The organism is Streptococcus mitis (genome assembly GCF_009496155.1).
Lineage (GTDB): Bacteria > Bacillota > Bacilli > Lactobacillales > Streptococcaceae > Streptococcus > Streptococcus mitis_BQ.
Map to the genome: position 1 here is coordinate 26,288 of NZ_WIJP01000009.1, position 20,740 is coordinate 47,027.

The window sequence follows — 20,740 nt, forward strand, 5'->3', positions numbered from 1 at the left end:
GTCCCCACTTTTTAGTCAGTCAATTCCACACAGAAAGCATCCCATGGAGCTAAGATTTGTTTTTCAACCACTTCTTGAGCTGCGGTGTTTTCAATCAAGACAGATTTGACGTTTCCTTCTACTGCCAAGCCTTGCTCTTCATTGGACAAGTTGGCCACAACTAAGAAACGACGGTCGCCATCTTTACGGATATAAGCAAAGACTTTGTCAGCTGTTTCAAGGAGCTCAAAATCAGCTCGAATAAGCCAACTATTCTCCTTACGGATTTGAACCAACTTCTGATAGGTATAGAAAATAGAATCTGGATTTGCCAATGCTTCTTGAACGTTGATTTCTTGATGGTTTGGATTCACTGCCAACCAAGGTTGACCTGTTGAGAAACCAGCGTTTTTGCTCTCATCCCATTGCATTGGAGTACGAGCATTGTCACGTCCAATGACACGGATACTATCTATGATTTCTTCCATCGGAACGCCTTTTTCAAGAGCCTCACGCGCATAGTTGAGGGATTCAATATCTTCTACTTGATCCAGTGTTTCAAACGGATAGTTGGTCATCCCAATTTCCTCACCTTGGTAGATATAAGGAGTCCCTCTCATGAGATGAAGTAAAATTGCAAAGGCTTTGGCAGATTTTTCGCGGTATTCTTTGTCATTTCCCCAGATTGAGACGATACGAGGGAGATCATGATTGTTCCAAAAGAGCGAATTCCAGCCGTCCTCAACGCCTAACTCTGTCTGCCATTTGTTAAAAATCTCTTTCAACTTAGGAATATTCAGCGCTTTTTGATAGTGCCACTTAGGTTGCCCTTCCTGATACTGAAGACAAATGTGTTCAAACTGGAAGACCATAGACAATTCTTGCCCCTTTGGATCAGAGTAGAGTTTAGCGATTTCTGGCGTCGCTCCCCAGGTTTCCCCTACTGTCAAGAGATTCTTATCGCCAAAGGTGACCTGATTCATCTCCTTGAGATAAGGGTGGAGCATAGGTCCATTATTGACTACCTTCTCATCAGGAATTTTGCCAATCATGTCAATAACATCCATACGGAAACCGCCAATACCTTTATCAATCCAGAAGTTCATCATCTCATAAATTTTCTGGCGAAGTTTTTCATTCTCCCAGTTGAGATCAGGCTGTTTCTTGCTGAAAAAGTGAAGATAGTATTGACCTGACTTTTCATCGTATTCCCAAGCAGAACCACTAAAGATAGAATCCAAATCATTGGGTTCATCCCGCCAGATATAGTAGTCACGCTCAGGGCTATCAGGATTTTCACAGGCCTCGACAAACCAAGCATGTTCATCCGAGGTATGATTGACCACCAAGTCCATGATGATGCGAATATCACGCTTCTTGGCTTCCGCGATTAGTTGATTCATATCCTCCATGGTCCCAAAAATAGCTGCAATCGCTTGATAATCAGCAATATCGTAGCCATTATCGTCCATAGGGCTGTCATAAACTGGAGAAAGCCAAATCGCTGTAATCCCTAACTTGGCTAGATAGTCCAACTTACTGGTAATTCCTGGCAAATCGCCAATTCCATCTCCGTTGCTATCCATAAAACTCTTTGGATAGACTTGATAGACTACGGCATTGTGCCACCATTTTTCTTGCATTTTCTTACCTCATTATTTTAATAATCTACAGTCTATGATAGCGCTTTTCAGAGTTTTGTGCAAGCGTTTGCCTAATCTTTTTGATTTCTTTTTTAACTCGATAGTTTCCTAACTTCCAATTTTTTATTATAATAGAGGTCAGAGGTAAAAAAATGAAAAAACAAGCTTTTAGTTCTGAAAACTATTTGAATCTACAACGCGACCACATTTTGGAACGCATTAACCAATTTGACGGCAAGCTCTACTTGGAGTTTGGTGGCAAAATGTTAGAAGATTTCCACGCTGCTCGTGTCCTTCCTGGTTATGAACCTGACAACAAAATCAAGCTCTTGCAGGAGTTAAAAGAGCAAGTCGAAGTTGTGATTGCCATTAATGCTAGCAACATCGAGCATTCCAAAGCACGTGGCGACTTGGGTATTTCTTATGACCAAGAAGTTCTTCGTTTGATTGACAAATTCAATGAATTAGGGATTTTCGTTGGCTCCGTTGTCATTACACAATACGCTGGTCAACCAGCTGCAGATGCCTTCCGAAACCAACTCGAGAAAAACGGAATTGATTCTTATCTTCATTATCCAATCAAAGGATATCCGACGGATATGGATCACATTATTTCTCCTGAAGGTATGGGGAAAAATGATTACATCAAAACCAGTCGCAACTTGATTGTCGTAACCGCTCCTGGACCTGGTTCTGGAAAATTGGCAACTTGTATGTCCAATATGTACCACGACCAAATCAATGACATCAAGTCTGGTTATGCCAAATTTGAAACCTTCCCAGTATGGAACCTTCCACTACATCATCCAGTTAATTTGGCTTATGAGGCAGCCACAGCTGACCTTGACGATGTCAACATGATTGACCCCTTCCATCTCCAAACTTACGAAAAAACAACGGTCAACTACAACCGTGATATAGAGATTTTCCCAGTGCTCAAGCGCATGTTAGAACGTATTCTTGGTGAATCTCCATACGCTTCACCGACAGACATGGGTGTCAACATGGTTGGTTTCGCTATTACAGATGATGAAGCTGCTGTCGAAGCCTCTAAACAAGAAATCATCCGCCGTTACTATCAAACTGTTCTTGATTTTAAAGCCGAAAAAGTTGGCGAATCTGCTGTTAAGAAAATCGAGTTGCTCATGAACGACCTCGGCATCACACCTGCAGACCGTAAGGTTGCTGTCGTTGCGCGTCAAAAAGCAGAAGAAACTGGCGGACCAGCCCTAGCCCTTGAATTACCAACTGGCGAAATCGTGACTGGTAAAAACTCAGAACTCTTTGGCCCTACAGCCGCTGCTCTTATCAACGCTATCAAGAAATCAGCTGATATTGCTAAAGAAGTGAAACTAATCGAACCTGAAGTTGTTAAACCGATCCAAGGTCTTAAAATCGGTCATCTCGGTAGTCGTAATCCACGCCTGCATTCAAATGAAATCCTGATTGCACTTGCTATCACAGCTACAGAAAATCCTGATGCTACTCGTGCTATGGAAGAACTTGGCAACCTCAAAGGAAGCGAAGCCCACTCAACTATCATCTTGACAGATGAAGACAAGAATGTCCTTCGTAAATTGGGTATCAATGTAACCTTTGACCCTTACTACCAATACGACCGCTTGTATCGTAAGTAACGATTTGAACCTCTCCACTCTCGGAGAGGTTTTCTCTCTGTCTCAGGAGCCAGCTTTATGATATAATAAAAAAAGAAAACTGAAAGGATTTACCATGTCAAAAGAAGTTATTGTCGAAAGTTTTGAACTTGACCACACCATTGTTAAAGCACCCTATGTTCGCTTGATTGGAGAAGAAACAGGACCAAAGGGAGATGTCATCTCCAATTATGATATTCGTTTAGTGCAACCCAATGAAGACTCTATCCCTACTGCTGGCCTTCACACCATTGAGCACCTCTTAGCAAAACTCATCCGTACCCGCATTGACGGCATGATTGACTGTTCACCATTTGGTTGCCGTACAGGTTTCCACATGATTATGTGGGGGCGCCACACTAGTGCCGAAATCGCGGCCGTTATCAAGGATTCGCTCAAGGAAATCGCTGAGACTACTACTTGGGAAGATGTTCCTGGAACAACCATCGAATCTTGCGGAAACTACAAGGACCATAGCCTCTTCTCTGCTAAAGAATGGGCAAAACTCATCTTGGAACAAGGGATTTCAGATGATGCCTTTGAGCGTCATGTCATCTAAACGTAAAAAAAGAACCAGTTTTTTTCAGCTGGTTCCTTCTTTTTTTATTCTCAAAATTTTGTCTTATACTCAATGAAAATCAAAGAGCAAACTAGGAAACTAGCCACAGGCTGTACTTGAGTACGGCAAGGCGACGTTGACGTGGTTTGAAGAGATTTTCGAAGAGTATTAGGCTTTCTCACGAATAACTAAACCACCATCTTCCATATCTGCTTCTAGGTGTTTGGCATCTAAATGATCCAAGTGGAAGTCTGTCACCTTATCACGAATTTCTTGTTCAACCACGCGACGGAGAGGACGAACACCCATGACTTCGTCATAGCCTTCTTCAGTGATATAGTCCTTAGCCGCTTGACTGACTACCAAATCAATGTCTTTCTTAGCCAAAGTTTGGTTAACTTCAGCCAACATCAAGTCTACAATCTTAGAAAGGTCTTCCTTCGTCAAGTGTGAGAACTCGATAACTGCATTAAAGCGGTTGAGGAACTCTGGACGGAAGAATGGTTTCAAACGGTCCATCAATTCTGGTTTGTCCGCATCTTCTGTCAAGTTGGCTTCATAGCCAAATCCAGCATTTGAGGTCGCAATAATGACAGTGTTCTTGAAGTTTACTGTATTTCCTTGACCATCGGTTAAACGACCATCATCCAATACTTGGAGGAGAAGGGTAATGACTTGAGGATCAGCCTTTTCAATTTCATCCAAGAGAATGATAGAGTAAGGATTGCGACGAACACGTTCTGTCAAGGTATTGCTATTATCATCATAACCCACATAACCTGCTGTTGTACCAATTAGCTTAGAAACGGCTGTGCGGTCACTGTATTCAGACATATCCAAACGAATGATTGCATCCTTGGTACCAAACATATCGAGTGCCAATTGCTTAGCAAGTTCTGTCTTACCAACCCCAGTTGGTCCTACAAAGAGGAAGCTACCAATTGGGCGATTGCCTTCATCAAAACCGGCACGGTTACGACGGATAGCACGAGCTACTGCTTCTACCGCCTTGTCTTGACCGATTACCTTATCTTGCAAGCGATGAGCCATATCTTTCAAACGTTCGATATCAGATGCTCCCATTTGTGACACTGGAATACCCGTCATTCGTTCTACAGATTCAGCCACATCATTGACAGTCGCAGTCACTTTCATATCTTCTGTGTGGTTTTCGATTCTCTTTTCCAATTCTGCAATGCGTGTTTTATAGTTTAGAGCTGCTTCAAAATCTTCTGCCTCGACTGCTTTTTCTTGCTTGTCTTTTTCTGCTTCAATTTCACGTTCAACAGCATGCACATCTGTTACAGGATGTTGAGCTGCCAAGTGAGCCGCTGTTACATCGACAAGGTCGATAGCCTTATCTGGCAAGCTACGTTGAGGAATATACTGAACAGAATAATCTACTGCTGCTTTCAAGACTTCATCTGGCAAGATGACATTGTGGTGTTGTTGATAAAGGTCACGAATTCCTTGAAGGATTTTAAAAGTATCCTCTGCTGAAGGAGCATTTACCTTGACTTCGTTGAAACGACGAGCAAGAGCTGCATTCTTCAAGATGGTGTTACGGTATTCGTCTTGAGTTGTTGCCCCAATCACTGTCAATTCCCCACGAGAGAGGGCTGGCTTGAGAATGTCTGCAAGCCCTTTAGATCCACTATCTCCACCAGTGCTACCAGCGCCGAGAATTTGGTGAATTTCATCAAAGAAGAGGATAATATTCCCTGCTTCTTTCACTTCATTGACCAAATTTTGAACGTTTTCTTCAAAGCTACCACGGTATTGAGTACCAGCTTCAAGACCTGAGATATCAATGGAAATGATTTCCTTATTCTTAATGGCAGCTGGGACATCTCCGTTCACAATGGCTTGTGCCAAACCTTCGACAACGGCTGTCTTACCAACACCTGCGTCTCCGACTAGAACAGGATTGTTCTTGGTACGGCGTGAAAGAATTTCAGATGTTTCTTGAATTTCCTTGTTTCGTCCGATAACAGGATCCAACTTGCCCTCACGCGCTTCTGCTGTCAAGTTTCGACCTAGTTTAGCAAGGACACCGTCTTGTTTCATACCTGAAGCCTGTTGTGGCATTTGTCCATCAGTTTCTGCATTTCCTGGCAATTGACCAGTTGCACGATAATGAGCAAATTCCTCTGGTGTGACTTCGCGTCCATTAATTAAGTAACGGCGATTTTCAGAACTGTATCCTCGCATACCACCCATCAATTGGTTAAATAAATCATCCATGTTGTTAAAATTATTAAAGTTGTTGTTCATATTCTTTACCTCTTTTTGTTTACTTAGTTATGATTACTGATATTGACTATCTTTGACCTTTGTCTTAAAAAATTTAGACTAGCTAAATCGCTACTCTAGGTACTATTTCTGGTTTTTCTTTTTCAAGTAGGAGTAGACTATCTTTACTTCTGAAGATTTCTAGATTAAACATAGACCCCACCTCTTTCTATTTCACTTTAAATAAGTATTCTAGTAAGGCTTTCATTTACCTTACGTTTATAATATACTACATTAGTCAGAAAAGGTCAAGAGATTTGACTTTAATTGACCAATATTTTTTAAACAGCAAAAACACCCTGAAACATCAGGGTGCCATTCTTACATCAAATATAAAATTGCTAGGATCAGGAGACTTGCTAGAAGTCCCACTCCCCAAAAGAAGAAGTCAACCTTCCACTCACTCCAAGGATTTCCTTTACCAGACAATCCTCCAAGCTCAAAATGGTGATGCACAGGCGTCATACGGAAAATACGTTTGCCACCAGTCATTTTGAAGTATCCAACTTGCATCATAACCGAAGTTGTTTCAAAAACATAAACAATTCCGATAATCAAGAGAGTCCATTCTTGGTGGAGCGCCATAGAGATAGCCGCTAACATTCCACCTAGGGCCAAACTTCCCACATCCCCCATAAAGACCTTGGCAGGCTTATGGTTAAAGACGAAGAAACCGAGCAAACCACCAATCATGGCAAGAATCACTAGAAGAATATCCATCTGACCTTGAACATAGGCAATCACTCCATAGGCAGATAAGCTAATCACAACGGAAATACTAGCTAGACCATCAATTCCGTCTGTCAAGTTGACCGCATTTGAAAAACCGACTAGCCAGAAAAGAGCGAATACAATATAGAAAAATCCCAAATGAACTGGATAACCAAATACAGACAGGATATCGCCCCCACGCTCATAGAAAAGATAGAAGATAACTCCACCTAAAAGCTGAAGAGCCAATTTCTGCTTGGGGTTTAGCCCCTCATTGATCTTACGGAAGACCTTGAGGAAGTCATCTAAAAATCCGACAAGTCCATAAAGGACCAAGATGAACAAAATCATTCCCACATTATTGGTCAATTGTTTTGAAAAAAGAGCGACGAGGAAACTCACCACAACTGCAGCCATGAGGAAAACAAGTCCCCCCATAGTTGGAGTTCCAGCTTTTGCCCGGTGCTGTTTGACATCCTCATGCATCTGCTGGCCTGTAATTTGCGCCTTTCTATAAAATTGGATAAAGGCCGGAATTCCTACCAAAGTTAGTAAAAATGTCACAATTCCAGCACTGATGGAAATAAACATATTAGTCTCCTAAAGTTAATGTAATTTTTTTAATGTTTTTGATAGCTGTATTGGTCCGAACATCTTGCTTCTGAACGACGGAACCTGAACCTTCAAATTCCAACTCAATATCTAACCATTTGGCAAAGGTCTCAGCAGTCACTTTTTTCCAGCCATACATGTCTGGAATTTCTTCTACCTTATCCGATAAAAGGATAACTTGTTGGTTTGGTGCAAGATTGGTCCCTTCTTCCACAGATGATTCTTTAATTTTTGTTCCAGTACCAACAACGATTGGTTGCACAATATTTCGGCGTAAGGATTCCGCCAAATCACCAGGTGAAATATCCTTGATGCTAGGCATTGCATAAGAAGATTCTGTCGTCACTTGATCTAAATTCTTAGCTGATGATTGAAGATTGAGAGAGTCTTTCATAGCTGACGCCCGCTCCAAGATAGGATTGGCAAATTCTCCCAACTGGATTCCTGAATAATGTTCAGGCTGTTGAACCGTTACATACAAGATAAAATCAGGATTTTCAGCAGGGTTCATGGCCACAACTGAGAAAATGTAGTTGGTAGAACCAACCAAGTAGCCTCCATTTTTCTCGTCTGCGATTTGGGCTGTACCAGACTTAAGGGCTACATTTTGACCTGGAACATTGACAGTTGCTTTTCCTGTACTATGATTATACATAGTTCCATATGTAGGATCTGTTCCTACCAAGACCATGTGAGCCCGAGTTTGACTAGCCGCATCTTTCGAAACTGGATTTCCTACAATTTCTTTTTGAGATTTACGAACAGTTTGATCATTTGGATCATACAAGGCCGTAATAAATTTAGGCTCCAGCATAACTCCATCATTAGCAATAGCTGTAAAGGCACGTAGCATCTGGGTCTGCGTTACAGAAATCCCCTGACCAAATGCACTCATGGCAATATTAACAATATTATCTGCAGGCAATTGACCTGAATACTCATCAGTCAGACCAAAACGCGTCGGCACCCCAAATTTAAAGCGGTTTAGATAATCCAACCAAGTAGCATCTCCCATTTTTTGTTCAAGTAGACTCATTCCAACATTACTGGAGTGAGCGAAACCTTGTGAGAAAGTCATCATCCCACCAGTCGTCAAACCATCATTAACATCCCAATCTCGAATCGTCGCATCCGCTATTTTTAATTCACTGCTATTGAAGTATTCTCCACTTGGGAAGGTATTATTATCAATAGAAGCAGCTAACGTCATGACCTTCATGGCTGATCCTGGTTCATAGTTACTTTGATAAAGAATGTCACGCCAAACAAAGTCCTTAGTGATTCCTTCTTTAGTATCTGCATTAAAGGTAGGTCGTTGGGTGGTAGCGAGAATTTCACCGGTCTTTGCACTGACCAAGGTCGCGGTCATATACTTACCTTTTACTTTTTCTAGAAAGGCATCCATCTGAGTTTCCATGAAAGATTGTAGCGGACTAGACAATGTTGTATAAACATCCTTGCCATCTACCGTTTGCTGGGACACTTGTTCCGTTCCGGGGACAATATTACCCAGACGATCTTTTTCATAGGTAATAATACCATCTTTCCCTGCAAGAATACTGTTCAAGGAACTCTCCATCCCAGAAGTTCCCAGCAAACTCTTGCTCCCATCTTCATTTTCATGGAGTTGAGCTAAACCAATAAAACTAGAAGCGAATTGTCCATTTGGATAGCTTCTGTTAGGGCTAGTTGTAAAGTCAATTCCTTCAACACTAGCGTCTTTCAAATCCTTTTTAATAGCCATCATATTGGCATAAGTAATCCCATTTCCTTTTGTACCAAAGGAAACCTGAGTCAGATTTGGTTGAGCCAGTTGCTCTTTCACATAAGCTTCATCCATATCCAAATACTTATGGAAGACTTCAGCTACCTTATTAAACTGCGAATCCTCTACATAAAGAATTTTTCCAGTTGCTGACTTGTATTTTTTATCAATAACAGCATATACGTTATAAGAGGTCGCATCTTCAGCGATGGGTATACCATTACGGTCATAGATAGTCCCACGCTTAGCAGGGACTGTGCGAGTTGTTTGGTGAACCTTCTTAGCTTCTTTTACCAAGTCAGTACCAAATTTACTACCACTCCCGATAATAACAGCAAAATTGACCAAAAAGATAGCGAAAAGTACGACAGCTAACAAACTGATGTACTTGCCGACTATTCTACGGTTTTCTGCTGGAGATTTACGATTTTTTACCGCAAATCGGGTTATTTTTTCTGTCCATTTCATATCTTACTCCGCTGTTCGGATATTTTCATTATTCAATTTCAAATCTTTTTTATCTGCAATTTCTTTCAAGCGCTCTGAACGAATCAATTCATTCACTTCCTGCTTGGCATCGTCCAGCTCTGTCTTCTTCTCCTCTATCTGGGCATTGATTTTTGTCAAATCACTTTGCACTTGCAAGAGTCGTGTCTGCATAAAGATAATGCTCACTGCTAAAACGAGAGCCGTAAAAGCGATGGAAAGATAAAAAGCCTTCTCCACACGTGAGAATTTTTTTATACGATTTTGCAAGAATTGACTGGTTGTTTCTTTCTTATCTACCATTTTTTCCTCTTACTTGTGAATTTTTCTGGCCACGCGCAACTTGGCTGAGTGCGAGCGGTTATTGGCTTCTAATTCTTCTGCACTTGGCAAGATTGGCTTACGGGATACCAATTCCATCTTGGGCTTGAGATCATCTGGGATGAAAGGCAAACCTTTGGGAACTTCCACTGTTGAAGCCTCCTTGAACAATTGCTTGGTCAAGCGGTCTTCTAAGGAATGAAAGGTAATCACTGAAATTCTACCATCTAGAGCCAACATATCCATAGCCTGCTGAATGGACTCATCTGCCGCTCCCAGTTCATCATTGACTTCAATCCGAATAGCCTGGAAAATCTGCTTAGCAGGATGACCCTTTTTCTTGAGTTCCTTAGCAGGTTTAGCTGACTTGATAATCTCTGCCAGCTCAGTCGTTGTCTCGATTGGCTTGACTTCACGTGCTTGTTCAAGCTTACGCGCTATCTGTTTAGAGAATTTGTCCTCACCATACTTGAAGAAAATACGAACCAAGTCATGATAGTCATAGTGATTCACCACTTCATAGGCCGTCAGACTAGCATCCTGATTCATGCGCATGTCCAGTGGCGCATCCTTTTTATAAGAAAAACCACGCTCACGCTGGTCCAATTGAGGACTAGACACTCCCAAGTCATAACAAATTCCATCAATTTCCTGAACACCAGCTTCGAGCAAACGTGCCTGCAAATGACGGAAGTTATCCTTGATAAAAGTTACCATTCCCTTTTCAATGTAGGGTGCCAAGCGTTGTTGTGCTTTATCAATGGCATTCTGGTCCTGGTCAAAGGCATAGAGATGGCCTTTTTCACTTAATTTACTCAATAAATATTCGCTATGGCCTGCTCCACCCAAAGTCGCATCAACGTAGATACCGTCAGGTTTGACGTCAAGCATATCAATCGTTTCGTGGAGTAAGACCGTTACATGATGAAATTCTTTTGTCATATCCTATCTATTTTACCACAAATCTGATTAGCTTGCACTAGTCAGACAAATAGGTCAAAAAAAGTAAGATTTCTTTAAGAAATATGTCAAATATGCTTGACATTCGCTCCATAGAAGAATATAATATAGTCAAATATATACGACATAAATCAGAAAGGAGACCAGATGAATCGTGTGAAAGAATTTCGCAAGGAACTAGGCATTTCCCAACTCGAGCTAGCTAAGGATATCGGTGTCTCGAGACAGACCATCAATATGATTGAGAACGACAAGTACAATCCAACTCTGGAACTCTGTCTCAATCTCGCCCGTAGCCTCCAAACTGACCTCAACAGTCTCTTTTGGGAGGAAGATTTTTAAAAAAGGAGCCAACTTATGAAAAAAGAAACCTTCACTGAAAAACTGATCAAACGCACATACGGTATTTCTGATCCACTTGACGAATACAAACGACGCGAAGCTGATCGTATCGGCAATCAAGTCTTTATCTTCCTCTTTTATCTGATGATTTTCGGAAATCTTATTCCACTCCTTCTGGCCTATAAATATCCTCAAGAAGTGGCTCTAATCTATCCTCCTCTGATTTTAGTGATTGCCCTCATCGCTGCTGGCTATGTCACCTACCAAATGAAAAAAACAGGGATTACAGCTATTGATCCAGATATGCTGAGTGAGAAAGAAAGTAAGCAACTACATTACCCTGGTCTGAAAGCAGGTTTGTTCTTTGGTCTATGGATGTTTTTTATAACTCCTCTTCTCAGTATACTCATAGGTGAAGGTCAGGACTATTTTCATTCTCTTCTCACTATAAGAAATGGTGTATCAAGCATTCTAGGTTCTGTCTTCTTCGGAGTGAGCATACAGTTTCTCATCTCCCGTCGCATTGCAAAAGCCAATAAGGATCAAGATGAGGATTAGGAGGTATCTTATGAAAAAAGAACAGAAACAGTTACGTTATCCTGGTCTGAAAGCAGGTTCGATTTATGGAACAGTAATATTTTTTATAATTCCACTCATTGATACCCTAACAAGTGAAAATCCAAATTTTATCAGTTCTCTTCTAAATACAAAACATATTTTTAAAACTATACTGGGAGCTTTCTTTTTCGGAGTGATGATACATATTGTCGACTCACTTCGTATTGCAAGAGCTAAAAAAGACCAGGATTAGGAGGTACCTTATGAAATCACTAGTAACTTTACTTACCTATCATCTTTTGTTCAGTTCTCTGTTCATCTTCATCATCGTTTCAGGGGACTTGCCAATCAGAGAGATATTCCTCGTGCTAGTCTTTATTCTAGCCCTTAACAAAGGACTGACTTATCTAAAGATTGACTCCCCAAAAACGCGCATACTCAACTTAGCACTGTGCTTTATGATGCTATCTTTACCACAACTGATGGTCATCTCAGGTAATTGGAAGTATTATTTACTATTAACTATCGCTAGCTTATCATCTATCACTTATCTTTATTATCTCTATCAATTCGTAAAAGAAAGTCAGTAAAACCACTCATCTAGGAGGTTACTAACATGAAAAAAGAAGACTTCACCACTCGCCTACTTCGAAATCTCTTTCATATCCAAGGCCCTTTTGATGAATGCCGACAAGAGATTATCTACAAGGCTTGCGCCCGTTCCATGATCCAAATCGTTTATTCTTCCTTCTTCCTCTTCTTGTTTTATCTATTATTTGGACGCTTCATAGAGGCCGTTCGCTATGCCATGCCTTACGTTTACTCTGGACTCATTTTTTTCATTACTTTAAAAACTCAAAGAGCCGTCAAAGAACTCCATCTGGAAAAAGATGACCAGTCAGAAATCATCCTCAAAACCTACAGCAAAGCCCAAATCAAATTTAGGAGTTGGATTGTGTTTATCGGTATTCAGATTGGTCTCTTTACCTTACTCATCTTTCATAAGGTCTTCGTTCAACAGATGTCCCTTTCAGATTTTGTTAAGTTGCTCCTGCAATTCGATAAAAGTGTTCCTTTGCTGATGTATGGCCTGATTATCGGTAGCATTTTTGGAACCCTGACCTACGGCTTTCTATCATTACAGGAGGAAAAAACTCCTAAAAACACCAAACAGAAGGAGAAAAGCAAGCAATGACTTCACTATACGATTTTTCAGTCTTGAACCAAGACCATCAAGAAACTCCACTAGAGACCTATCGTGGTATGGTTCTCTTGGTTGTCAACACTGCTACTGGATGTGGTTTAACGCCCCAGTACCAAGGGCTCCAAGAACTCTATGAACGCTATCAAGCTCAGGGATTTGAAATCTTAGATTTTCCTTGTAATCAGTTTATGGGGCAAGCACCCGGCAGCCCAGAGGAAATCAACAACTTCTGTAGCCTACATTATCAAACTACTTTTCCTCGTTTTGCTAAGATTAAGGTCAACGGTAAGGAGGCAGAGCCTCTCTATGTTTGGTTGAAAGAACAAAAATCTGGCCCACTAGGAAAACGAATCGAATGGAATTTCGCTAAGTTTCTCATCGGTCGAGATGGGCAAGTCTTTGAGCGCTTTTCTTCCAAAACAGACCCAAAACAAATTGAAGAGGCGATACGAAATCTACTCTAAACTTCGTTAAAATCCATCCTTCTATGTTCCACAAAATAGCAGGATGGATTTTCTTACATTTCTCTATTGCATTTCTTGGAATAATTTAGTATATTTGTTATATTAAAGCTTTTAGATCATTTTAAAGCTTAAGGTGGCAATTTAAATTTTTTATCTTGAGATGAAAGCGCTTAAATAGGAGGAAGATTATACTCAAACTATTGCACAAATTAACTATCATTAAAGAAAATCGTTTCCAAGTCATACTTGGGCTCAGACAGTAGCTGACTGTCTTTATTCAAACCAGGAGTACATTATGAATCGATACCTTTTTGAAAAAGGGCAAACTTTTAGCATCAGAAAATTAACCGTTGGAGTTGCTTCGGTTATGGTTGGACTCGCTTTTTTTGCATCTGGAACAGCACTAGCGGACGAAGCAAAAATTGAAGCTACAAGTTCTCAACCAAACGTAGAAAAATTGGCCGAGGCTGAAAAAACTAAACCAGAAATCAAAAATGAAAGTCCTGTAATCTCTACACCTCAAGAATCAGAGCAAACAGAGAAAACTGTTAAACCAGTAGAAGAAAAATCTGTAGCAGATACTAAAACTACTGACTTACTTCCTGAAGAAATCCACGATCAAGCTTACCCTGATACGCCCGTGAAAAACATAGATTCTTCAGCAATCGTAGACAAGAAGGATAGCCCTAAAGTTGAGACAGAAAGCATTCTAAAAAACAAGGAAGAACTTCCAAAAGAAGCTGAAAATGGTAATCGTGCGATTATCAACGGTGGTCTAGATTTGAAGCACGTCCCTTATGAAGGACAACCTGCTACTGCTGCTAGTATGATTTACACTATTTACAATGGTGGTTCCCAACGCTATATCGTGTCTGGTTCTGGTATTTTTGTGGCACCAAATGTCATCTTGACTGTCGCTCACAACTTTTTAGAATCAAACCGTGATACAAAAGAAGGACATATTAGAGGTGGAGATTCTGCTAAGTTTTACTATAACCTCGGTTCCAATTCTGCTGTTCGCAATTCTCAACCTGTAACGGGTAATACTACTCTTTTCAAAGAAGAAGATATTCATTTTTGGAACAAGAAAGAATTTGGAAAAGGATATCAAAATGACTTGGCTGCTGTTGTAGCACCTGTTCCTCTTCAAATCGCTAGTCCAAATAAAGCTGCTACCTTTGTTCCCTTGGCAGAAAACAAAACCTATCAACCAGGAGATCCTGTTAGCACGATTGGATATCCGACTGATTCAAGCTCACCTGAGCTCAAAAAACCAATTGTAGCTGGTCAACTTTACAAGGCTGATGGTATCGTGAAATCTGTTGATAATTATGATGATAAAGGCTCAAAAGGCATAACCTATCATATGACTTCTGTTTCAGGCCTTTCAGGTGCTGGTATTATCAACGGTGATGGTAAAGTAGTCGGTGTTCACCAACATGGCACAATCGAAAACGGCATCCCTGACAAAGACCGCTTCGGTGGCGGAATCGTCCTCTCACCCGAGCAAGTCAAATGGGTAAAAGATATTATCGCTAAATATGGTGTCAAAGGTTGGTACCAAGGTGATAACGGGAAACGATATTACTTTACTCCTGAAGGAGAAATGTTCAGAAATAAAACTGCTGTTATTGGTGAAAATCAATATTCTTTCGATGAAAATGGTGTTGCGACACTCATTAAAGGAATCGATTACGGACGTGTAGTGGTTCAACACGTAGATGAAACTGGTAATCCAATCAAAACTGATGATACTTTTGTTGAAAAGACTGAAGTTGGAACAGCTTTTGACTATGACTTCAAAAAAGAAATCGCTAAGACTGACTTCTATACAAAAAATCAAGAGAAATACCAGATTGTCTCTATTGATGGCGTCGAAATCAACAAACAACTCAAAGATGAGTGGATCTACAAGGTCGTCAGCAAAACAGCTCCAGGAACACGGGTCATCAAGGTGGTTTATAAAGTGAATAAAGGTTCATTTGCCATTCATTATCGTTTGAAAGACTCAGAGCAAGAATTAGCAGATGTTGTTACTGATAATAATGAGGGAAAAGAATACGAGGTTTCCTTTATAAACACTTTTGAAGCAAAAGAAATCGCAGGCTACCGCGCGATCACTCCACGCTTAGAAGCCAGCATCCAGCATAAGGGTGTAAATGATGTCGTCTTTGAATACGAAAAAATCTCTGATAGCTCTAATCCGACTTCAAATGTTTTACCTGCTGCTCATCCAGAAGATAAAGAAACAGAAATCGGAAATCACGGTCCGCTCCCAAGCAAGGCTCAACTTGATTATCACAAGGAAGAATTAGCTGCCTTTATCCACTATGGTATGAATACTTATACTAATTCTGAGTGGGGACATGGAAATGAAGATCCTAAAAACTTCAATCCAACTAACTTAGATACAGACCAATGGATCCGTACTCTAAAGGAAACTGGCTTTAAACGAACTATTATGGTTGTCAAACACCACGATGGTTTCGTTATTTACCCATCTAAATATACAAATCATACCGTAGCTGCAAGCCCATGGAAAGATGGAAAGGGTGACCTTCTAGAAGAAATCTCTAAATCGGCTACTAAATACGATATGAACATGGGTGTTTACCTATCACCATGGGATGTTAATAGCCCTAAATATAAGGTAGCTACTCAAAAAGAATACAACGAATACTACCTCAATCAACTAAAAGAAATCCTTGGTAATCCAAAATACGGTAATAAGGGTAAATTTATCGAAGTCTGGATGGATGGAGCACGCGGTAGCGGTGCCCAAAAAGTAACCTACACTTTTGATGAGTGGTTCAAATACATCAAGGAAGCTGAAGGAGATATCGCTATCTTCTCTGCCGAGCCAACAAGTATCCGTTGGATTGGAAATGAGCGTGGTATAGCCGGAGACCCTGTATGGCACAAGGTCAAGAAAGCAAATATCACCGAAAACGTTAAGAACGAATACCTTAACCACGGTGACCCTGACGGAGATATGTACTCTGTAGGGGAAGCAGATGTTTCTATCCGTTCTGGCTGGTTCTACCACGATAACCAGCAGCCAAAATCTCTCAAAGAATTGATGGATATCTACTTCAAGTCTGTTGGTCGTGGAACGCCACTTCTTCTCAACATTCCACCAAACAAAGAAGGTAAATTCGCAGATGCGGATGTGGCTCGCTTGAAAGAATTCAAAGCGACTCTAGATCAAATGTATGCGACTGACTTTGCCAAAGGAGCAACTGTAACAGCAAGCTCGACTCGTCAGAACCATCTCTACAAAGAAAGCCACCTTACAGACGGTAAAGATGATACTAGCTGGGCACTTTCAAATGATGCTACAACTGGTAGTTTCACAGTTGATTTAGGACAAAAGAGACGTTTTGACGTCGTAGAACTCAAGGAAGATATTGCTAAAGGGCAACGTATTTCTGGATTCAAGATTGAAGTCGAAATCAACGGACGTTGGGTTCCATATGGTGAAGGTTCAACCGTAGGCTATCGTCGTTTAATTCAGGGTCAACCTGTAGAAGCACAAAAAATCCGAGTTACGATTACTGGCTCACAAGCCACACCAATCCTAACCAACTTCTCAGTCTATAAAACTCCAAGCACTATCGAAAAGAATGATGGATATCCTCTTGGACTAGAATACCACTCAAATACAACGGCTGACAAGGAAGGTACAACTTGGTACAATGAATCAGAAGGTATCCGTGGTACTTCTATGTGGACCAACAAGAAAGATGCCAAAGTCACCTACCGTTTCACAGGAACCAAGGCTTATGTTGTATCAACAGTAGATCCAAACCATGGTGAAATGTCTGTATACGTGGATGGTCAAAAAGTCGCAGATGTACAAACCAAGAACAGTAGCCGTAAACGTAGCCAAAAAATTTACGAAACCGGTGATTTAGCGCCTGGAGAACACACTATTACTCTCGTTAACAAAACAGGTGAACCAATCGCTACAGAAGGAATCTACACTCTAAACAATAACAGCAAGGGTATGTTTGAGCTTGAAGCAACTTCTTACGATGTCGAAAAAGGAAAACCTGTTACTGTTACAATTAAGCGTGTTGGTGGAAGCAAGGGAGCTGCTACCGTTCGCTTCATTACGGAACCTGGAACAGGTGTTCACGGTAAGGTTTACCAAGATACAACTCAAGATGTAACCTTTGCAGATGGTGAAACAGAGAAAACTGTTACCATTCCAACTATCGACTTCACCGAACAAGCTGACTCAATCTTTGACTTCAAAGCAAAACTCACTTCTGTGTCTGATGGCGCCCTACTCGGTTTTGCTACCGATGCAACGATTCGAGTAATGAAGGCTGATTTATTGAAGACGAATCAGACAAATTACGACGACCAAGCTAGTCAATTAGATTACAGTCCTGGATGGAGACACGAAACCAACTCTTCTGGCCAATACCAAAACACTGAATCATGGGTATCATTTAGACATCTGACAGAGGAACAGAAGAAAAAGACAACTGTGACAGCTTATTTCTATGGTACAGGCTTAGAAATCAAAGGATTTGTTGACCCAGGTCATGGTGTCTATAAAGTATTCCTTGACGGTAAGGAAGTCACCTATCAAGATGGAATGGGCAATGCATCCACTATTGATGGTAAGAAATACTTTAGCGGTCACGCTGCCCAACGCCAAGGCGACCAGACTCTAGTCAGCCTAAAAGGACTTGATGAAAACTTGCACGCAGTAACTCTCCAACTAGACCCTGACAAGAATGATTTAACCAAAAATATTGGTATGCAAGTGGATCAATTCATTACAAAAGGCGAAGGAAGCGAGCTATACAGCAAAGCAGAAATCCTTCAATCTATCTCTAAATGGAAAGAAGATTTATCTAACTTTAATCCTGCTGGGTTGAAAGATACTGCAACTGCACGCCAAGCGTTCAAGTCTAATCTTGATAAACTCACTGCACAGTTAAGTTCTGATACGGTAAATATACAAGATGTGATGTCAACAGTCACTACTTTGCAAGATATTCTTAGCAAAGATGAAAATTACCAAAAACCTGGAGACGAAACAAGCCCAGAACAACCAGTTGAACCAAAACAGCCTGAACAGCCTGAAATCAATTACGATAAGGCTATGGCTAGCTTGACTGAAGCTATCGAGAAAAAAGTGGCTGAACTTGGTACTAACAACGATGCTAAGAAAAAATTAGTTGAAATTACTGATAAAGCAATCGCAGCTATCCAAGAAGCGAAGACTCAAGAAGACGTCAACAAAGCCCTCAACAACGCTCTTGAACAAATCAAGCAATTGCAACCTAGCCAACCAGAACAACCAGTTGAACCAAAACAGCCTGAAAAACCAATTACTTCTTCAAGTCCTGAAGAAGGGGTTAAAGAGCTTATCTTCCAACTCCCAAGTTTGGATATTGTTAAGAAGGCAGTACCATTCAAGACTATCCGTCGCGAAAATCCACAATTAGACAAAGGGAAAGAACAAGTTCTAGCAGAAGGGAAAGATGGTGCTATAATCGAGTATATCGAAGTAGATGGTATCAATCGTAAGGTAGTTCAAACCGAATCAACTCCAGCTCTAGACCGAGTGATTGAAGTTGGGACTAAACAAAGTTCTGTAGGAACAGATACTCCACCAGTTGTGACTCTTCCTGAGTACCTTCTACCAAAAGAACCTGAAAAACCAATTACTTCTTCAAGTCCTGAAGAAGGGGTTAAAGAGCTTGTCTTCCAGCTCCCAAATTTGGATATTGTCAAGAAGGCGGTACCATTCAAGACTATCCGTCATGAAAATCCAAACTTAGATAAAGGAAAAGAGAAAGTTCTAGCAGAAGGGAAAGATGGTGCTATAATCGAGTATGTCGAAGTAGATGGCAGCAATCGTAAGGTAGTTCAAACTGAATCGACTCCTGCTTTAGACCGAATAATCGAGACTGGAACGAAACAAAGTTCTGTAGGAACAGATGCACCACCAGTTGTGGCTCTCCCTGAGTATGTTCTACCTAGAGAAACTGAAAAATCAGCTCCTGCAGTTGTAACAGAAGATTCACCAAGAAAAGATGAGAAAGCACCTGTTGCCACTACAGTTAAACAAGACAAGAAAAAACAACTTCCAGAGACTGGAGAGCAAGAAGCAAACGCCTTCTTATTCTTAGCGGCTATTACTTCAGTCTTGTCTCTACTCATCTTCCAAAAGAATTTTAAAGACTAATTAAAATCTTTATTTAATTCTTTTAAATGACTCTAGTCCCCCCCAAGAGAAGACCAGCCGGTCTTCTCTTTTTCGGCTACAAATAGAAAAACATCCACAAATTTCTATGGATGTCTTAGTATATATAAAACAGAATGATTATTGAACTGCATCCTAAAAGTTAGACAGAAAAATCTAGCTTTTGAGGTGCAGTTCATTCTATCTTTGATTGGGCAGAAGAACTTGAATATATAGAAGCTAATAAAGTTGCAAAAATATTAAGAAGAATAAAAGCCACTAAAAAGATTCAACTTGCAGAGTCAAAGAGAGAGGAAGATTTATATCTAACTCATGAACAACTCCAAGAATGGTTCTCAGCATTTCAAGAAGATTTAGACAATGATAAAATAACCCTTAAAGATTATGTCCTATTTTATCTTACTTTTTTCTTAGGTGATAGAAAATCTGAAATCTATGCTCTTCAATGGAAACATATCGATTTTTCAAAATCACAGATTCAGCTAATTCAAGCTTTAGATAGATATGGACAAGTAAAATCTACTAAGGGAAATAAGAAAACTATTTTCTCTATTTCTAATGACTTACTTCAGCTTCTTACATCTTGGAAAGAACAACAAAGATATGAACTAGCAAAGTTTGGTATCATCAGTAATCCAGAACAATTTGTTTTTACATATGTCGACACAAGAGGAAACATCAACAAGCCTTTACATGCTGACTATCTAAACAATAAAATGAAAAGCATCAGAAAGCGACATAAAGAGCTGGCATATGCTACACCTCATAAACTGCGACATACAGGAGCCAAGCTTGCTAAACAAGCAGGAATGAGCTTAGAAGCTATCTCTGAGGCTCTAACACACAGTGACACAGGAACAACTCAGATTTATGTCAATACTTCTAATGTAGTTCCTATGACAGTAGGTGAATTTGCTTTAAAGTCTCTAAATCAATGAGGTGAAAATAAGGTAAATTTTGAGG

General features: G+C 40.4%; 15 protein-coding genes and 1 pseudogene. 10 read left to right on the forward strand and 6 right to left on the reverse strand.

Annotated features, from left to right (window positions below):
* Positions 1–11: 11 nt before the first annotated feature.
* A complete protein-coding gene (locus GEZ84_RS06585) occupies positions 12–1,622 on the reverse strand; it encodes a glycoside hydrolase family 13 protein (RefSeq protein ID WP_153223949.1) in 1,611 nt (536 codons plus the stop codon).
* A 152-nt stretch (positions 1,623–1,774) separates the two neighbouring features.
* Between GEZ84_RS06585 and GEZ84_RS06590 the strand changes: the two genes are divergently transcribed.
* Positions 1,775–3,259: a DUF1846 domain-containing protein gene (locus tag GEZ84_RS06590; protein WP_153223950.1), complete on the forward strand. Its 1,485-nt coding sequence runs from the start codon at positions 1,775–1,777 to the stop codon at positions 3,257–3,259.
* Positions 3,260–3,353: 94 nt separating this feature from the next.
* Positions 3,354–3,836 (forward strand): S-ribosylhomocysteine lyase, encoded by a 483-nt coding sequence (locus GEZ84_RS06595; RefSeq protein ID WP_000032562.1) that lies wholly within the window; start codon positions 3,354–3,356, stop codon positions 3,834–3,836.
* Between the two features lie 168 nt (positions 3,837–4,004).
* Here the strand turns inward: GEZ84_RS06595 and GEZ84_RS06600 are convergent, their stop codons facing one another.
* The 5 genes from GEZ84_RS06600 to rsmH all read right to left on the reverse strand — a co-directional run bounded on the left by GEZ84_RS06600 (position 4,005) and on the right by rsmH (position 10,965).
* The gene (locus GEZ84_RS06600) at positions 4,005–6,110 is read right to left on the reverse strand and encodes an ATP-dependent Clp protease ATP-binding subunit (protein WP_153223951.1); all 2,106 of its coding nucleotides are present in this window, start codon (positions 6,108–6,110) and stop codon (positions 4,005–4,007) included.
* A 339-nt stretch (positions 6,111–6,449) separates the two neighbouring features.
* Positions 6,450–7,430, reverse strand: a complete 981-nt coding sequence (mraY, locus tag GEZ84_RS06605; RefSeq protein ID WP_153223952.1) for a phospho-N-acetylmuramoyl-pentapeptide-transferase — start codon at positions 7,428–7,430, stop codon at positions 6,450–6,452.
* A gap of 1 nt (position 7,431) precedes the next feature.
* Positions 7,432–9,684 (reverse strand): penicillin-binding protein PBP2X, encoded by a 2,253-nt coding sequence (gene pbp2X, locus GEZ84_RS06610; RefSeq protein WP_153223953.1) that lies wholly within the window; start codon positions 9,682–9,684, stop codon positions 7,432–7,434.
* Between the two features lie 3 nt (positions 9,685–9,687).
* A complete protein-coding gene (gene ftsL / locus GEZ84_RS06615) occupies positions 9,688–10,005 on the reverse strand; it encodes a cell division protein FtsL (RefSeq protein ID WP_000227824.1) in 318 nt (105 codons plus the stop codon).
* 9 nt (positions 10,006–10,014) lie between these two features.
* A complete protein-coding gene (rsmH, locus tag GEZ84_RS06620; protein ID WP_153223954.1) occupies positions 10,015–10,965 on the reverse strand; it encodes a 16S rRNA (cytosine(1402)-N(4))-methyltransferase RsmH in 951 nt (316 codons plus the stop codon).
* Between the two features lie 165 nt (positions 10,966–11,130).
* On the opposite strand from rsmH, the gene GEZ84_RS06625 reads away from it, so the two are divergent.
* The 8 genes and pseudogenes from GEZ84_RS06625 to GEZ84_RS06660 all read left to right on the forward strand — a co-directional run.
* Positions 11,131–11,325, forward strand: a complete 195-nt coding sequence (locus GEZ84_RS06625) for a helix-turn-helix transcriptional regulator (protein WP_001082472.1) — start codon at positions 11,131–11,133, stop codon at positions 11,323–11,325.
* A 15-nt stretch (positions 11,326–11,340) separates the two neighbouring features.
* Positions 11,341–11,883: a DUF3278 domain-containing protein gene (locus GEZ84_RS06630; protein WP_153223955.1), complete on the forward strand. Its 543-nt coding sequence runs from the start codon at positions 11,341–11,343 to the stop codon at positions 11,881–11,883.
* 10 nt (positions 11,884–11,893) lie between these two features.
* Positions 11,894–12,136 carry a hypothetical protein gene (locus GEZ84_RS06635; RefSeq protein ID WP_000712156.1) on the forward strand — a complete coding sequence of 81 codons (243 nt, stop codon included), beginning with the start codon at positions 11,894–11,896 and terminating at the stop codon, positions 12,134–12,136.
* Between the two features lie 10 nt (positions 12,137–12,146).
* Entirely contained in the window at positions 12,147–12,473 is a 327-nt protein-coding gene (locus GEZ84_RS06640) for a hypothetical protein (protein ID WP_153223956.1), read from the forward strand.
* A 26-nt stretch (positions 12,474–12,499) separates the two neighbouring features.
* Complete coding sequence (locus GEZ84_RS06645; protein ID WP_153223957.1) at positions 12,500–13,078, forward strand: DUF3278 domain-containing protein; 579 nt, start codon at positions 12,500–12,502, stop codon at positions 13,076–13,078.
* On the forward strand, positions 13,075–13,551 hold the full coding sequence (locus tag GEZ84_RS06650) for a glutathione peroxidase (RefSeq protein WP_153223958.1): 477 nt from the start codon (positions 13,075–13,077) through the stop codon (positions 13,549–13,551). The genes GEZ84_RS06645 and GEZ84_RS06650 overlap by 4 nt, the downstream gene beginning before the upstream one ends.
* A gap of 295 nt (positions 13,552–13,846) precedes the next feature.
* On the forward strand, positions 13,847–19,759 hold the full coding sequence (locus GEZ84_RS06655) for an alpha-L-fucosidase (RefSeq protein ID WP_153223959.1): 5,913 nt from the start codon (positions 13,847–13,849) through the stop codon (positions 19,757–19,759).
* Between the two features lie 191 nt (positions 19,760–19,950).
* Positions 19,951–20,715, forward strand: a pseudogene (locus GEZ84_RS06660) (tyrosine-type recombinase/integrase); the annotation flags it as partial.
* Between the last annotated feature and the right edge of the window lie 25 nt (positions 20,716–20,740).

Excerpts from the sequence above, each read along its gene's own strand:
- GEZ84_RS06645 (WP_153223957.1), top strand. The coding sequence starts at position 12,500 with ATGAAAAAAGAAGACTTCACCACTCGCCTACTTCGAAATCTCTTTCAT.
- GEZ84_RS06625 (WP_001082472.1), top strand. The coding sequence starts at position 11,131 with ATGAATCGTGTGAAAGAATTTCGCAAGGAACTAGGCATTTCCCAACTC.
- GEZ84_RS06595 (WP_000032562.1), top strand. The coding sequence starts at position 3,354 with ATGTCAAAAGAAGTTATTGTCGAAAGTTTTGAACTTGACCACACCATT.
- rsmH (WP_153223954.1), bottom strand. The coding sequence starts at position 10,965 with ATGACAAAAGAATTTCATCATGTAACGGTCTTACTCCACGAAACGATT.
- pbp2X (WP_153223953.1), bottom strand. The coding sequence starts at position 9,684 with ATGAAATGGACAGAAAAAATAACCCGATTTGCGGTAAAAAATCGTAAA.
- ftsL (WP_000227824.1), bottom strand. The coding sequence starts at position 10,005 with ATGGTAGATAAGAAAGAAACAACCAGTCAATTCTTGCAAAATCGTATA.
- mraY (WP_153223952.1), bottom strand. The coding sequence starts at position 7,430 with ATGTTTATTTCCATCAGTGCTGGAATTGTGACATTTTTACTAACTTTG.
- GEZ84_RS06655 (WP_153223959.1), top strand. The coding sequence starts at position 13,847 with ATGAATCGATACCTTTTTGAAAAAGGGCAAACTTTTAGCATCAGAAAA.
- GEZ84_RS06635 (WP_000712156.1), top strand. The coding sequence starts at position 11,894 with ATGAAAAAAGAACAGAAACAGTTACGTTATCCTGGTCTGAAAGCAGGT.
- GEZ84_RS06585 (WP_153223949.1), bottom strand. The coding sequence starts at position 1,622 with ATGCAAGAAAAATGGTGGCACAATGCCGTAGTCTATCAAGTCTATCCA.
- GEZ84_RS06630 (WP_153223955.1), top strand. The coding sequence starts at position 11,341 with ATGAAAAAAGAAACCTTCACTGAAAAACTGATCAAACGCACATACGGT.
- GEZ84_RS06640 (WP_153223956.1), top strand. The coding sequence starts at position 12,147 with ATGAAATCACTAGTAACTTTACTTACCTATCATCTTTTGTTCAGTTCT.
- GEZ84_RS06650 (WP_153223958.1), top strand. The coding sequence starts at position 13,075 with ATGACTTCACTATACGATTTTTCAGTCTTGAACCAAGACCATCAAGAA.
- GEZ84_RS06590 (WP_153223950.1), top strand. The coding sequence starts at position 1,775 with ATGAAAAAACAAGCTTTTAGTTCTGAAAACTATTTGAATCTACAACGC.
- GEZ84_RS06600 (WP_153223951.1), bottom strand. The coding sequence starts at position 6,110 with ATGAACAACAACTTTAATAATTTTAACAACATGGATGATTTATTTAAC.